The sequence below is a fragment of the Mycobacterium sp. TY815 genome, assembly GCF_030755135.1.
Taxonomy (GTDB): domain Bacteria; phylum Actinomycetota; class Actinomycetes; order Mycobacteriales; family Mycobacteriaceae; genus Mycobacterium.
On sequence record NZ_JAUFRX010000002.1, the window covers coordinates 526,442 to 539,952 of the forward strand.

General features: G+C 66.8%; 14 protein-coding genes, 1 tRNA gene and 1 pseudogene. 8 read left to right on the plus strand and 8 right to left on the minus strand.

Annotated features, from left to right (window positions below):
• Window positions 1–70: 70 nt before the first annotated feature.
• The 5 genes from thrB to argS are packed head-to-tail and all read right to left on the minus strand — an operon-like array spanning window position 71 to window position 6,514.
• A complete protein-coding gene (gene thrB / locus QXK92_RS22045; RefSeq protein ID WP_306245216.1) occupies window positions 71–1,030 on the minus strand; it encodes a homoserine kinase in 960 nt (319 codons plus the stop codon).
• Complete coding sequence (gene thrC, locus QXK92_RS22050; RefSeq protein ID WP_306245218.1) at window positions 1,030–2,112, minus strand: threonine synthase; 1,083 nt, start codon at window positions 2,110–2,112, stop codon at window positions 1,030–1,032. Before thrC ends, thrB begins: the two co-directional genes overlap by 1 nt.
• On the minus strand, window positions 2,109–3,443 hold the full coding sequence (locus tag QXK92_RS22055) for a homoserine dehydrogenase (RefSeq protein ID WP_306245220.1): 1,335 nt from the start codon (window positions 3,441–3,443) through the stop codon (window positions 2,109–2,111). Before QXK92_RS22055 ends, thrC begins: the two co-directional genes overlap by 4 nt.
• Window positions 3,444–3,446: 3 nt before the next feature.
• A complete protein-coding gene (lysA, locus tag QXK92_RS22060; RefSeq protein WP_306245222.1) occupies window positions 3,447–4,865 on the minus strand; it encodes a diaminopimelate decarboxylase in 1,419 nt (472 codons plus the stop codon).
• The gene (argS, locus tag QXK92_RS22065) at window positions 4,862–6,514 is read right to left on the minus strand and encodes an arginine--tRNA ligase (protein WP_306245224.1); all 1,653 of its coding nucleotides are present in this window, start codon (window positions 6,512–6,514) and stop codon (window positions 4,862–4,864) included. Before argS ends, lysA begins: the two co-directional genes overlap by 4 nt.
• 115 nt (window positions 6,515–6,629) lie before the next feature.
• Between argS and QXK92_RS22070 the strand changes: the two genes are divergently transcribed.
• Window positions 6,630–6,702, plus strand: a tRNA-Arg gene (locus QXK92_RS22070).
• A gap of 240 nt (window positions 6,703–6,942) precedes the next feature.
• Complete coding sequence (gene rimI / locus QXK92_RS22075; RefSeq protein WP_306245225.1) at window positions 6,943–7,428, plus strand: ribosomal protein S18-alanine N-acetyltransferase; 486 nt, start codon at window positions 6,943–6,945, stop codon at window positions 7,426–7,428.
• Between the two features lie 2 nt (window positions 7,429–7,430).
• On the opposite strand, the gene QXK92_RS22080 is transcribed toward rimI, so the two are convergent.
• The 3 genes from QXK92_RS22080 to QXK92_RS22090 are packed head-to-tail and all read right to left on the minus strand — an operon-like array spanning window position 7,431 to window position 9,464.
• Entirely contained in the window at window positions 7,431–7,730 is a 300-nt protein-coding gene (locus QXK92_RS22080; protein WP_306245226.1) for a hypothetical protein, read from the minus strand.
• Between the two features lie 26 nt (window positions 7,731–7,756).
• Entirely contained in the window at window positions 7,757–8,608 is an 852-nt protein-coding gene (locus tag QXK92_RS22085) for a virginiamycin B lyase (RefSeq protein ID WP_306245227.1), read from the minus strand.
• A gap of 7 nt (window positions 8,609–8,615) precedes the next feature.
• The gene (locus tag QXK92_RS22090; RefSeq protein WP_306245229.1) at window positions 8,616–9,464 is read right to left on the minus strand and encodes a DMT family transporter; all 849 of its coding nucleotides are present in this window, start codon (window positions 9,462–9,464) and stop codon (window positions 8,616–8,618) included.
• Window positions 9,465–9,559: 95 nt separating this feature from the next.
• Between QXK92_RS22090 and QXK92_RS22095 the strand changes: the two genes are divergently transcribed.
• The 6 genes and pseudogenes from QXK92_RS22095 (at window position 9,560) to QXK92_RS22120 (ending at window position 13,459) form a co-directional block, all read left to right on the plus strand.
• Window positions 9,560–10,084 (plus strand): hypothetical protein, encoded by a 525-nt coding sequence (locus QXK92_RS22095; RefSeq protein WP_306245231.1) that lies wholly within the window; start codon window positions 9,560–9,562, stop codon window positions 10,082–10,084.
• A 233-nt stretch (window positions 10,085–10,317) separates the two neighbouring features.
• A complete protein-coding gene (locus tag QXK92_RS22100; protein ID WP_371934307.1) occupies window positions 10,318–10,593 on the plus strand; it encodes a DUF732 domain-containing protein in 276 nt (91 codons plus the stop codon).
• Between the two features lie 161 nt (window positions 10,594–10,754).
• Window positions 10,755–11,099 (plus strand): helix-turn-helix transcriptional regulator, encoded by a 345-nt coding sequence (locus QXK92_RS22105; RefSeq protein ID WP_306245235.1) that lies wholly within the window; start codon window positions 10,755–10,757, stop codon window positions 11,097–11,099.
• Window positions 11,096–11,422, plus strand: a pseudogene (locus QXK92_RS22110) (hypothetical protein); the annotation flags it as partial. The gene QXK92_RS22105 and the pseudogene QXK92_RS22110, both read left to right, overlap by 4 nt.
• A gap of 166 nt (window positions 11,423–11,588) precedes the next feature.
• Window positions 11,589–12,074: a hypothetical protein gene (locus tag QXK92_RS22115; RefSeq protein WP_306245237.1), complete on the plus strand. Its 486-nt coding sequence runs from the start codon at window positions 11,589–11,591 to the stop codon at window positions 12,072–12,074.
• A 398-nt stretch (window positions 12,075–12,472) separates the two neighbouring features.
• Window positions 12,473–13,459, plus strand: a complete 987-nt coding sequence (locus QXK92_RS22120; RefSeq protein ID WP_306245239.1) for an alpha/beta fold hydrolase — start codon at window positions 12,473–12,475, stop codon at window positions 13,457–13,459.
• Window positions 13,460–13,511: the final 52 nt, after the last annotated feature.

Consider the following 13,511-nt stretch of genomic DNA (forward strand, 5'->3'; position numbering starts at 1 on the left):
TTGCTGGACGGGTCCGAGGATAGCCCGCTTCCTGGCCGGAAGCAAGCAAACCCGCCCGCCACGCTGTGGATCAACCTGCGACGGTTACGCCTGGTTTCCAGCGAACTCCGTCGCCCACCGCCATCTTCCTGATCATGAATCCATTCGCGGTTCCGTACTCGACCACTTCAGCAGGCAACTCCGGCTCGGTGCCCAGCGCGATCAGCGAAGGACCAGCCCCGGATAGCGTTGCCGCAATCTTATGACGCCGCAGCAGCCGCAAATATTCCGCGGACGACGGCATAGCCGATGCACGTTGTGGTTGGTGGAGCACATCTTCGGTGGCGGCCATGAGCAGATCCGGCCGCTGGGTCAGCGCCACCACCAGCAACGCGACGCGGCTGATGTTGAATCGCGCATCCTCGTGGCTGACCTGGGCGGGCAACAACACCCGGGTCTCCGCCGTCGACGATCGTTCCTCGGGAATCGCAGCGAACAGGTGGATGTCGGGATGAAGACGCAGCGGGACTGCGGAGTAGTCCGGCCGGCCGCTGGTGCGGTCGGCCCAGGAAACCACGGCGCCACCCAACACGGCAGCCGACGCGTTGTCGGGGTGCCCTTCGAACTCAGATGCCAGCTGGATCAGCTGGGTTTCACTGAGCGGAGCCGAATCCGTTTGAGCCACAAGGCCGTTCACCACGGCCAGGCCACTCACCACGGCCGCGGCTGAGGACCCCAGGCCACGGGAATGCGGGATGTCGTTGCGGCAGCGCACCGTCAACCCGGCCGCGCACACGCCGGCGGCTTGCAGGCCACGCTGGATGGCGCGGACCACGAGATGCTCGGGCCCCAACGGAACCTGGCCGGCCCCTTCGCCTTCGACCGTGACCACCAGCCCGGAATCCGTTGTCTCGACCACGATCTCGTCGCACAGCTGCAACGCCAGACCCAGGCTGTCGAAACCCGGGCCCAGATTGGCGCTGGAAGCCGACACCGTCGCGCTGGCCACCAGCCCCGCGGGCAGAACCGAGCCCGCCGAACCGGTTTCCACTAGCCCAACCCCAGCTGCTCTACGACGAGGACCGGGTCCACCGGCAGCGGAGACACGTGCGGCATGTCCTTGAGCGCGGTGTCGGGATCCTTGAGGCCGTTACCGGTGACGGTGCACACCACCGTCGAGCCGCGCTCCACCCAGCCGTCCTCGACGGACTTGAGCAGGCCGGCGATGCTCGCCGCCGACGCCGGCTCGACGAAGACGCCTTCGGCGCTGGCCACCAGGTGGTACGCGGCCAGGATCTCCTCATCGGTGGCGGCCAGGAAACGTCCGTTGGACTGCTGCTGCGCCTCGACCGCCGAGGTCCACGACGCCGGGGCGCCGATGCGGATGGCGGTGGCGATGGTCTCCGGGTTGGCCACCGGTTCACCGTGCACCAGCGGCGCGGCGCCGGCCGCCTGGGTGCCCAGCATCCGGGGCAGCTTGTCGATGATGCCGTCGCGGTGGTACTCGGTGTAGCCGCGCCAATACGCGGTGATGTTGCCGGCATTGCCCACCGGCAGCGCGTGAATGTCGGGCGCCGTCCCCAGCGCGTCGACGATCTCGAAGGCGGCCGTCTTCTGCCCCTCGATGCGGACCGGGTTCACCGAGTTGACCAGAGAGATCGTCGGGAAGTCGTTGGTCATCTTGCGGGCCAGTTCCAGGCAGTCGTCGAAGTTGCCGTCGATCTGGATGATCTTGGCGCCGTGCATGACAGCCTGCGCCAACTTGCCCATGGCGATCTTGCCGGTCGGAATCAACACCGCGCAGGTGATGCCGGCACGCGCGGCGTATGCGGCGGCCGATGCCGAGGTGTTTCCGGTCGACGCGCACAACACCGCTTTCTGGCCGCGGGCCAGTGCGTCGGTGACGGCCATCGTCATGCCCCGGTCCTTGAAGGAGCCGGTGGGGTTGAGGCCCTCGACCTTGAGATGGACTGTGCAGCCGGTCTTCTCGGACAGCCGCGGTGCCGGGATCAGCGGGGTACCGCCTTCGAGCAGGGTGACCGGGGTCCAGTCGTCGCCCACCGGCAGCCGGTCCCGGTAGGCCGCGATCAGGCCCGGCCAGGGCTGGTGAATCGCCGTTCGTGGGGCGCTCATTCGTCGGTCCCTTCCAGTCGCAGCACGCTTTCGACGCTCTGCACCACGTCCAGGTCAGCCAGTGCGTCAACGGTCTCCGACAGCGCGGCGTCGGTGGCCCGGTGGGTGACCACCACGATCCGGGCACCCACCCGTTGACCGCCCTCGTCGACGACGCCTTCCTGGCGCACCTCGGCGATGCTCACCTCGCGCTTGCCGAATTCGGCTGCCACCGCGGACAACACGCCGGGCTTGTCCGCGACGTTCATGCTGACGTAGTACCGGGTTTCGATGAATCCCATGGGGGCCACGGGAAGGCGAGCGTAGCGGGACTCACGCGGGCCCCGGCTGCCGAGCACCCGGTTGCGCGCGGCCATCACCAGGTCGCCGGTGACGGCCGACGCGGTGGGCGCACCGCCGGCGCCCTGGCCGTAAAACATCAGCCGCCCGGCTGCCTCGGCCTCGACGACGACGGCGTTGAAGGCACCGTTGACCGACGCGAGCGGATGCGTCAGGGGCACCAACGCGGGATAGACGCGGGCTGAAACCCGCTGCTGCCCTTCGTCAGTGGTGATGCGCTCGCAGATGGAGAGCAACTTGATGGTGCAGCCCAGCGACTTGGCCGACTCGAAGTCTTCCGGGGTGATCTTGGTGATGCCCTCGCGGTAGACGTCGTCGGCGGTGACGCGAGTGTGGAAGGCAATGGACGCCAGGATCGCCGCCTTGGCCGCGGCGTCATACCCCTCGACGTCGGCGGTGGGGTCGGCCTCGGCGTATCCGAGGGCACTCGCGTCGGCCAGTGCCTGCTGGTAATCGGCTCCGGTGCTGCCCATCTCGGACAGGATGTAGTTGGTGGTGCCGTTGACGATGCCGGCCACCCGCAACACCGTGTCGCCGGCCAGCGACTGGGTCAGCGGCCGGATGACGGGGATCGCTCCGGCGACCGCCGCCTCGAAATACAGGTCGACGGCCTCTCTTTCGGCGACCGCTGCGAGTTCGCCACTGGCGACGGACATCAGCGCCTTGTTCGCCGTCACGACGGACTTGCCGTGTGCGAGAGCGGTCAGGATCGCCTTGCGGGCGGGTTCGACGGGACCCATCACTTCCACGACGATGTCGACGTCGTCGCGGCAGGCGAGTTCCTCGATGTCGTCGGTGAGCAGTTCGAGCGGCACGCCCCGGTCGCCGCCCAGGCGGCGCACTCCGACGCCACGCAATACCAACGGGGCGCCGATGCGGCCTGCCAGATCGTCGGCACTTTCGTTGATGATGCGTACGACTTCGCTGCCGACCACGCCCAACCCAAGTACCGCCACGCCGACGGCCTTTACGTCCTTGTCGTTACCGGGCACGGTTCACCTCACTTCCAGACTCAGCAGATCGTCGACCGTCTCGCGGCGCAGGATCAAGCGGGACTCCCCCGCTTTCACCGCGACCACCGCCGGGCGGCAGATCATGTTGTAACGACTCGACAGGGAATAGCAGTAGGCGCCGGTCGCGGCCGTGGCGACCAGGTCACCGGGCCCGACGTCGTCGGGCACCCACGCGTCGCGCACCAGGATGTCGCCGGTTTCGCAGTGCTTTCCGACCAGCCGGGCCTGGGTGGCAGGTGCATCGCTGAGCCGCGAAACCAGGCGGACGTCGTACTGGGCGTCATACAGGGCGGTGCGGATGTTGTCGCTCATGCCGCCGTCGACGCTGACGTAACGCCGGTTGGCGGTCGCACTCACGTCGACGTCCTTGATGGTGCCGACTTCGTAGAGCGTGATGGTGCCCGGCCCGGCGATGGCACGTCCGGGTTCGACCACCAGCCTCGGCGTGGGCAGGCCCACGGCCGCCGATTCGTTGCGGACAATGGCGCTCAGCTTCTCCGCCAGCTCGGCGATCGGTGGCGGGTCGTCCGGTGCAAGGTACGAGATCCCCAGGCCGCCACCGAGATCCACTGTCGACACCTGCGCGGTCTTGTCGACGCCAAATTCGGCGACGATGTCGCGCAGCAACCCGATGACCCGGTGTGCGGCGATTTCGAAGCCGGCGACATCGAAGATCTGCGACCCGATGTGGCTGTGCAGCCCGACCAGCCGCAGGTTGTCGGCGGCGAACACCTGCCGCACCGCGGCCATGGCCGCGCCGCTGGCCACCGAGAGCCCGAACTTCTGGTCTTCGTGTGCGGTGGAGATGAATTCGTGGGTGTGCGCCTCCACGCCGACGGTGAGCCGGACCAGCACATCCTGGACGATTCCGGCCTCGCCGGCGATCGCGTCGAGCCGCTCGATCTCGATCAACGAGTCCAGAACGACATGGCCGACGCCGGCTTTCACCGCCGCGGTCAGCTCGGCCACGGATTTGTTGTTGCCGTGCAGGGTGATTCGTTCCGGCGGGAAATCCGCGTTCAGCGCGACGGCCAGCTCGCCGCCCGAGCACACGTCAAGCGACAGGCCTTCCTGCTCGATCCACCGGGCGATCTCGGTGCACAGGAACGCTTTTGCGGCGTAGTGGACGTTGGCGCCGCCGCCGAAGGCCGCGGCCGTCTCCCGGCAGCGGGACCGGAAGTCCGCTTCGTCGATGACGAACAGTGGAGTGCCGTACTCCCGGGCAAGGTCGGTCAGCTTGACACCGGCGATCTGGACAATCCCGTCGTCGCCGCGAACGGTGTTGCGCGGCCACACATTCGGTGCCAGGCGCAACAGCTCTTCGGGCGACTGCGGGCGCGGCGGGCTGTTGGCCGGCCGGGTCTCCTCGGCGTGCCGGGGTCCGGCGGGGTGGACGTTCACATTCTCTCCGGGGCGCTGACTCCGAGGATGGCCAGTCCGTTGGCGACGACCTGGCGGGTGGCCTGGCACAGCGCCAGCCGCGCGGTGTTCAGGTCGGTGGGTTCTTCGTCGCCCTGCGGCAGGATCCGGCAGGCGTCGTAGAACCGGTGGTAGTCGCCGGCGAGATCTTCCAGGTAGCGGCAGATGCGGTGCGGTTCGCGCAATGCGGCCGCGGTCTTGAGGACCCGCGGGAATTCGCCGATGGTGCGCAGCAGCGTGCCCTCTTTGTCGTGGCTCAGCAGTTCCAAGTGCGCCGTGTCCGGGATGAGGCCCAGTTCGGCAGCGTTGCGCGCCAGCGCGGAAAGCCGGGCGTGCGCGTATTGCACGTAATAGACCGGGTTTTCGTTGGACGCCGAGGACCACAGGGCCAGATCGATGTCGATCGGGGTGTCCACCGAGGAGCGGATGAGGCTGTACCGGGCGGCGTCGACGCCGATGGCCTCGACCAGGTCGTCGAGGGTGATGACGGTGCCCGCCCGCTTGCTCATTTTCACCGGTTGGCCATCGCGGACCAGGTTGACCATCTGCCCGATCAGCACCTCGACGGTGGCCGGGTCCTCGCCGAAGGCGGCCGCGGCGGCCTTCAGGCGCGCGATGTAGCCGTGGTGGTCGGCGCCGAGCATGTAGATGCACAGGTCGAACCCGCGTTGCCGCTTGTCCAGGTAATAGGCGAGATCACCGGCGATGTAGGCGGGGATGCCGTCGCTCTTGATCACGACGCGATCTTTGTCGTCGCCGAAAGCGCTGGTGCGCAACCAGGTTGCGCCGTCCTTCTCGTAGATGTTGCCGGTATCGCGGAGTTTCGCGATGGCCTGCTCCACCCGGCCGCTGGTGTGCATCGAGTCTTCGTGGGTGTAGACGTCGAAGTCGGTGCCGAACTCGTGCAGCGATTCCTTGATGTGGGCGAACATCAGGTCGACGCCGATCTGACGGAACGTCTCGTGCATCTCGGCGTCGGGCAGGCTCAGCGCCTCGGGTGCCTTCTGCAGGACCTGAGCGGCGATGTCGTTGATGTAGGTGCCCGCGTAGCCGTCCGCCGGTGCGGGCTCACCCTTGGCCGCGGCAACCAGCGAGTTCGCGAACCGGTCGATCTGCGCGCCGTGGTCGTTGAAGTAGTACTCACGGACCACCTCAGCGCCCTGGGTGGTGAGCAGCCGGCCCAGCGCGTCGCCGACGGCGGCCCAGCGGGTGCCGCCGATGTGGATGGGTCCGGTCGGGTTCGCCGAGACGAATTCCAGGTTGACTTTTTGGTTGTCGAGGACGTGGGAGTGGCCGAATTGGTCGCCTGCGTCGATGACGTCGTTGACGATCTTGGCCTGCGCCGAGGCCTCGAGGCGCAGGTTGATGAAGCCAGGGCCGGCCACCTCGGCCGAGGCGATGCCATCGGCCTGCGCCAGCGCTTCGGCGAGACATCCGGCCAGCTCACGAGGGTTGGCGCCGACCTTCTTGGCCAGTTGCAGGGCCAAGTTGGACGCATAATCGCCGTGATCAGGATTACGCGGACGCTCCACGGTGACCGTCGGCGGCAGTGCGGACACGTCGAGGTCGTGCTCTGCAAGCACCGCGGTCGCGGTGGTTTTGAGCAGCTCAGCGAGGTCGGCGGGGGTCACGAGCGTCCATCCTATTGGCTGGGGTGCCCGCGCCCCGAATCCATTACCGGTGCTCGGTTGGTCACCGGGATGCGCTACTCTGGCGGGGCCCAATGGCGCAGCGTTCCGCTAGTGCGCCCCCGTAGCTCAGGGGATAGAGCGTCTGCCTCCGGAGCAGAAGGCCGCAGGTTCGAATCCTGCCGGGGGCACCCACCGTCGACCAACGAACCGACGACGTTGATCGCGAACCCGTTCGCGCCGTTTCCGTCCGCAATCTCCACCCCGCTCATCGCGATCTGGACGAAGCGCATCCACGTCAGAACAAAGGCGCAAGACCGCCTCCATGACCGTGTGCTCTACTTCGAGAAGCAAGCTGCCGACGACAAGAAGGCCGTGTTGAAGTCGTTGATCTCGATCCCAAGCTCTCGACGTCCGGCCGTCGCGAGCCGATGACCGAGCCCATGGAGCCGGTGGTGATCGGTGCGCTGTTACCGGCCGACGTCGACAGATGCGCCGAGTTGGACGCCGTTTTATTCGCCGGTGAACAGCCGTGGTCGGCGGCCGTCTTCGCCCGCGAACTGGCCAGTGAGGACAGTCTTTTCGTCAGCGCGCGCACGGGCGGGACGCTGATCGGCTACGGCGGAATCGCGTGTTTGGGTTCCACGGGTTTTACTGGTGTGTCGTTCTACGAGGTGCGCAATATCGGCGTGGACCCCGCATTCCAAGGGCGCGGCGTCGGCCGCCGCCTGTTGGACGAGCTGCTGACGTTCGCCGGGGGCGGCGCGGTGTATCTGGAAGTTCGCTGGGACAACGAAGCGGCTATCGCGCTGTACCGCGACGTGGGATTCGACCAGGTGGGCGTCCGTCCGGGGTACTACAACGGCGTCGACGCGTTGACGATGCGGCGCGAGCCGCGGGCGTGCACGCAAACCTAGCTCTACTGTCGCCGGTAGCGCCGAACGGGCACATGGCCCCTGACTTTGACTTCGACGTCGGCGCCGGCTCCCCCGACTTCCTTCACGGTGAACGTGTACAGATCACCCAACGGGCTACCGAGCATGGGCTCCCCCAGCGTCTCGACAAACCACTGGACTCCGGGCTGGTCGCACGGCGGCCTCGATGCCCTGTTCTCGTCGAAGTGCCATTTCACATCCGGGTTGCCCACCGGGAATTCGATGTTGTCGTCGCGCCGGATCTCCGCGGCGGGAATGGTGTCAAAACCCTGGCCCATGGTCACCGCTACGAGATTAGTCGTGAGGGCCCTCAGACCGTCGGCAACCGCATCACATACCCCGCCTCCAGCGCCGCCCACAACGCACCGTCCGGTCCGATCGCCAGGCCGTGCGGCTCGCTGCCGGCAGGCAGGTCGATCAACGACACGTCACCATCAGCGGTCACCCCCGCGATCTGGTCGGAACCCCACAGGCTCACCCACACGCCACCGGTTGGATTGGCGATCACCGCATGCGGTTTGCCCGGCAACTCCAGTTCCTGGATGGCGTCGTCGATCGGGATACGGCCGAGCTTGCCGGCCCGGATCTCGGTGAACCACACGGCGTCGTCGTGGGTGGCAGCGATGCCGACGGGCCCGGCGCGCGGTGTCGGCACGTCGCGCAGCGTCACACCACCCGACGGCTCCAGCCTGCCGATCGCATTGGCCTCGTTGAGCGTGAACCACAGCGCGCCGTCCGGGCCGGCGGTGATCATCGACGGTGTGCCGCCCGGGAACGCTACGTCGGTGACCACCCCGTCGACACCGATCCGGCCCACCACTCCGGACGTCATCGCGGTGAACCACAGCGCCCCATCGGGTCCCGCAACGAGGCCGAATGGTGCACTGCCACCGCGCAATTCGAATTCAGAGAGATCACCACCGGTGGTAATCCGCCCGATCCGATCGTCACCGTTACGGGTGAACCACAGTGCGCCGTCGGGTCCCGCAGCGATGATCGACGGCTTGCTCTCCGGCGCAACGGGATACACGTCGAGGCCCCCGCCGCCGGTCACACGGGCGATCTCGCCGCTGTGCACCAGCGTCACCCACATTGCGCCGTCCGGCCCCGCGGCCAGCGCGTACGGGCCACCCGCGACGGCCACATCCAGAATGCGACTCATCGGAGACCTAAACCGTTTCCGGACTGGGTGTTTCGCCGAACCGGGCCAACACCAGCGTTGCCGCCACCGCAATCCCCAAACCCGCGGCCACCATCCATCCGAGACCTTCTCGAGTTTGGTCGCCGAGCCAAACCACGCCGATGATGGCCGGCAAGACGGTTTCACCGACCACCATTCCCGCCACCGCTGTGGTCACCGATCCACGATGCAGCGCGGAGGTGAGCAGCAAGAATCCGGCGATTCCGCCGACGGCACTGGCGTACAAGGCCGGGTTCGCATAGAAGGCGGCCTTGGTGGGATCGATCGAGTCGATCAGGTTCACGCCGACCTCGACAAGGCCGAAGCCGGTGCCGGCGCTGAGCCCGAGGGCGAGTGCGCGCGGACGGTCGGGCAACCGGCCCGCGGCGGCCCCGGCGATGAAGACCAGTGCTGCGACGGCCAACAGCGCCCACGCCAGTCCCTGGGGGCCGTGCCCTTCGCCCTCCGGCCCGGCCGCGATGCCGAGCATCGCCAGGCCGGCACATACCACCCCGACAGCCGTCCATTCGGCTCGTGACAGCCGCACCGACAGCATCCACGCGGCCACGATGGCCGTGACCGCGATCGAGGCGGCCAGCGCAGCAGCGACAACGTAGATCGGCACCAAGCGCAGCGCCACCACCTGGAACGCAAAACCGAGTCCATCGAGACCCACACCTACCAGGTAGCGCCACTGCCGCAGGGCACGCATCAGCAGGACTGCGTCGACGCCGGACCCGCTGCCGGCTTCCACCGACCGCGCTGCCGCGGCCTGCAACACCGACGCAGTTCCGTAACAGACGGAGCAGGCCAGGGCGAACAACAGTCCGATCAGCACCTACCGACGATACGAGAAGGAAGGTCGCACCTCTTGCATTGGTTTGCCTCAGAGCACACGATCAGGTGGGGCGCAATTGAACGAAGGCAGCCACCATGAGTATCTGTCGCATTCTTCTAGCGGCTATTTCCGCGACCATTTTGGGACCGGCGGCCGCCCTGGCCACCCCTCTCGTTGCCTCGGCTTCGGCGTTGGCTGACGGCATGTACCGGTTCGATTTCGACGGGAGTAAGCAGACGATCGACGGCGTACCGAAGCCGACCGGCGCGTATTCCACCGTGATCGCGATGCGCTCCGCGTGCCCACCCGCCGGGTGCGTCGCGACGGCATGGGACACCTCGATCGGCCCGACGTGGCCGCAGCCGCCCGAGGAGGGTGCGCTGGTGTTCCGCGAGAACCGAGGCCAATGGCTAGCGACCAGATGGAAGATGTTCACCTGCAACAACTCCATGAAGCAGGGCACCGAGACACTCTCATTCCAGGTGAAACCGGACGGAACCTTCGTGGGAGTAAGTACGCAGTCGGAGGCGCCGTGCGCCCCGATAATCATCCCGTTCGTCGCGACGCGCGTGGGCGACATTTCGCCGGATGTCCAGGTCGCCGACCCGAACTCCGCATAAGCTCTGCCGCACAACAGGATTCGCAGCCATCATCCGAACGGCCACCACTCAGGCCGCAGTCGGATCGATGCGGGTTGGCAGCGCGGGGCGTAGTCCCCAGACGACTCGATGATGCGCCGGCTGAGCACTTTTTTTCTTCCCCTCGCGATCCGGCCCCGAGACGCCCATACTTTGCTGGTAGCAAACACCCCGACAGAAGGAGGGCGAGCGTGATTTCGCTTCGCGGACTACGCCTGCTGTGTATCCCTGCCGTTGTCGCCACGGCTTTTTCCCTCAGTAGCGGCATCGCCCTCGCGGACGATGACGCCTATCTGGCCCAGATGGGCAAGCTGGGATTCTCCGGTGACAAAGACACGATGATCGCGCTCGGACACGCTATTTGCGCTGACCGCAGCCAGGGTTACACCCCCGACCAACTGGCCCAGGTCGTCCAGACGAAATTCAGCAACGCTACCTACCAGGACGCCACCGCGGCCGTAAGCGCGGCGGAATCGGCTTATTGCCCCTGAGTGGGTAACGGCCGGCGAGAGCCGGCCGAAGGTTCGCATGTCGACTGAAGGCGGCAAACGTTCAACGGTTCATTGTGCGGTTGCTGTGGTTGGCAGGTGGTAGTCAGCCCGCGCGGAGACACAGAATCCATTGATACAGATTTTGCTGTACTATCTCGGGCATGGCGACGCTAACCCACGTCGACGCCTTGGCCCGTCTCGGTCACGCGCTCTCTGACAACACTCGAACGCGGATCCTGCTACGGCTCAGTCGCGAGGCGGGCTATCCGGCCGAGCTGGCCGATGCCCTCGGCGTGTCCCGCCAGATCCTGTCGAACCACTTGGCGTGCCTACGGGGATGTGGTCTCGTTGTCGCGGTCCCTGAAGGCCGTCGCATGCGATATGAGCTGGCCGATCAGCGCATCGGCCGGGCGCTCGACGACTTGATGGGGCTGGTGCTCGCAGTCGATCCTGACTGTGTCTGCCCAGGCACCAACGGCAGCGGCTGCAATTGCGGGTGCGAATGACGACAGCCGAGCGCCGACAAGTGCTTTCGCGCCGCATCCGGTGGTTCGTAGCCACGACGATCAGCTACAACGTCGTTGAGGCGATCGTCGCCATCGCGGCCGGCACAGTCGCCGACTCGACGGCTCTGATCGGACTCGGGCTCGACTCGGTGATCGAGGTGTCATCCGCTGCCGCGGTGGCCTGGCAGTTCGCCGGCCGTGACCACGAAGCGCGCGAACGAATCGCGTTGCGCATCATCGCGTTCTCCTTCTTCGGGTTGGCCGCCTATGTGACAGCCGAATCGATCCGTTCCCTGCTGGGCGCAGGCGAAGCACGGCCGTCCCGCCCGGTGCGCAGGCACACGACTGCTGCGACGACTGAGTTTCACGCATAGTGATCTGAATCGGAAACCGCCGAGCCGCTGCGCGCTCGCCGGCAGATATTAATTTTCTATGAGCCTATTGTAAAAATATTCTGACCTGGTCTTTCACCGATACCCTTCAGCCATAGTGTCCAACGGCAAGGAAGCCGTGGCGGGAGGGGAAACGGTGCGCGTCAACTTGCCGCTAGCAGCAATTGCATTATCATCAGGCACCCTGATCGCCATATCTCCGGCAGCCGGGGCCGAAGTCCCCGCCACCGAAGGCGTCTACGCCTACATGGAGGGGCCCGTCCCAGCGGGCACCTGGACCATCAGGACGACGTGCACGCCGCAGTGCGTAGCCCACGTGACGACGTCCCCCGGTCATGGTTTCTCTGCCCCCTTGGTCGACGGCCGGCACCTGGTGACGCGGACGGTCCCTGACGGCGTGACATGTCCGTTGTACTTCCTCGGCGACAACGGGTCCTCATGGGGAGGCGGCGCGCATCCCGTAACCGTCCGCCAGTGGTGGGACCCGGCCACGCTCGAGGGTGGCGTGGACTTCCTGAGCAGCCCCGCACCCTGCGGCATCCCCAACCCGCGCAACTCCTTCACCCTGGTCAGGGTTGGATAGCGTCCCTCGCAGGCTGGCCCAGCCGCATCGTCACTTCGCACGGGTCAGGCTGGGCCGCAAGGCGCTCAGCACAGCGCGACTGGGTTCTTATACGCGTAGGCCCCTATAAGCCGCCGCATGCCGTCGAGCCTGTAAACCTGCAGCGAAAGTGCGAGTAGAGCTCTGCAAATCTGCAGGCTCGACAAAGCCAAGCCACCGCCGGCCGGCGTCGGCGGCCGCATGCCGTCGAGCCTGTAAACCTGCAGCGAAAGTGCGAGTAGAGCTCTGCAAATCTGCAGTCTCGACAAAGCCAAGCAGCCCCTCGCCCCGGCGCTTCAAGAATTCTCCAAGAGCCCCCCGGCAAGCTTCTCCGCAATACCCCGCCTCGGCGGTGGAGACGACGCAAAGGGGACGAGACAATGACCAACCGTTCACGCCGCCACCTACGGCCCGTACGGGATGTCACCGCGCCGGCACTGCAGTTCCGCACCATCCACGGCCACCGGCGCGCCTTCCGTATCGCCGGGTCCGGCCCGGTCGTCGTGCTGCTGCACGGTGTCGGCGACAGCTCGACGACGTGGGAACCGGTGCACGCCAAGCTTGCCCAGCGATTCACCGTCATCGCGCCCGACATGTTGGGCCACGGCGAATCGGACAAGCCGCGCGCCGACTACTCGCTGGCCGCGTTCGCCAACGGCCTACGCGACCTGCTGACGGCCCTCGAAATCGACCGGGTCACCCTCGTCGGGCACTCTCTCGGCGGCGGCCTCGCGGCCCAGTTCGCTTACCAATACCCGCAATTCGTCGAGCGGGTGGTGTTGGTGAGCGCCGGCGGCGTCACCACGGAGGTGAGCGCGGCCCTGCGCTTCGCGGCGATGCCCATGGGCGCTGAGATGCTCTCTGCGCTGCGACTGCCCGGCGCGGTCCCCGCTCTGGGCCTGGTCAGCCGCGCGGTCGGTCACGTCGCCGGCTCCACCCGGCTGACCCGTGACGTCGCCAGCCTGCCGCGACTGGTGGGCGGGTTGCGCAAACCCGGCGCCGTCGAAGCGTTCGCCCGCACCCTGCGCGCAGTCGTCGACACCCGCGGCCAGTACGTCACCATGCTCGACCGCACCTACCTGATGCACGACCTTCCCGTCCAGATCATCTGGGGCGAGGACGACCTGATCATCCCGGCCCACCACGCCCGGGTGGCCCACGAACAGATCCCCGGCTCGCGCCTGGAAATCTTCGAGGAGTCCGGCCACATGCCGCACGGTGACCACCCGGACCGTTTCGTGGAGGTCGTCCAGCGCTTCATCGACTCGACCGCTCCCTACGAGCACCAGCCGGAGCTGATGCGCAAGGCACTGCAGACCGGTGTCCGTCAGTACGCCGACGTCGACGCGGAATCCGACCTGGCATAGCGAAACACGGCGCGCCAGGTTCCCGAAGACCCGCCGCAACGTGCCGACCACG

Coding starts and splice junctions, on each gene's coding strand:
- thrC (WP_306245218.1), bottom strand. CDS start 2,112: ATGAGCGCCCCACGAACGGCGATTCACCAGCCCTGGCCGGGCCTGATC.
- QXK92_RS22120 (WP_306245239.1), top strand. CDS start 12,473: ATGACCAACCGTTCACGCCGCCACCTACGGCCCGTACGGGATGTCACC.
- QXK92_RS22085 (WP_306245227.1), bottom strand. CDS start 8,608: ATGAGTCGCATTCTGGATGTGGCCGTCGCGGGTGGCCCGTACGCGCTG.
- QXK92_RS22095 (WP_306245231.1), top strand. CDS start 9,560: ATGAGTATCTGTCGCATTCTTCTAGCGGCTATTTCCGCGACCATTTTG.
- rimI (WP_306245225.1), top strand. CDS start 6,943: ATGACCGAGCCCATGGAGCCGGTGGTGATCGGTGCGCTGTTACCGGCC.
- QXK92_RS22105 (WP_306245235.1), top strand. CDS start 10,755: ATGGCGACGCTAACCCACGTCGACGCCTTGGCCCGTCTCGGTCACGCG.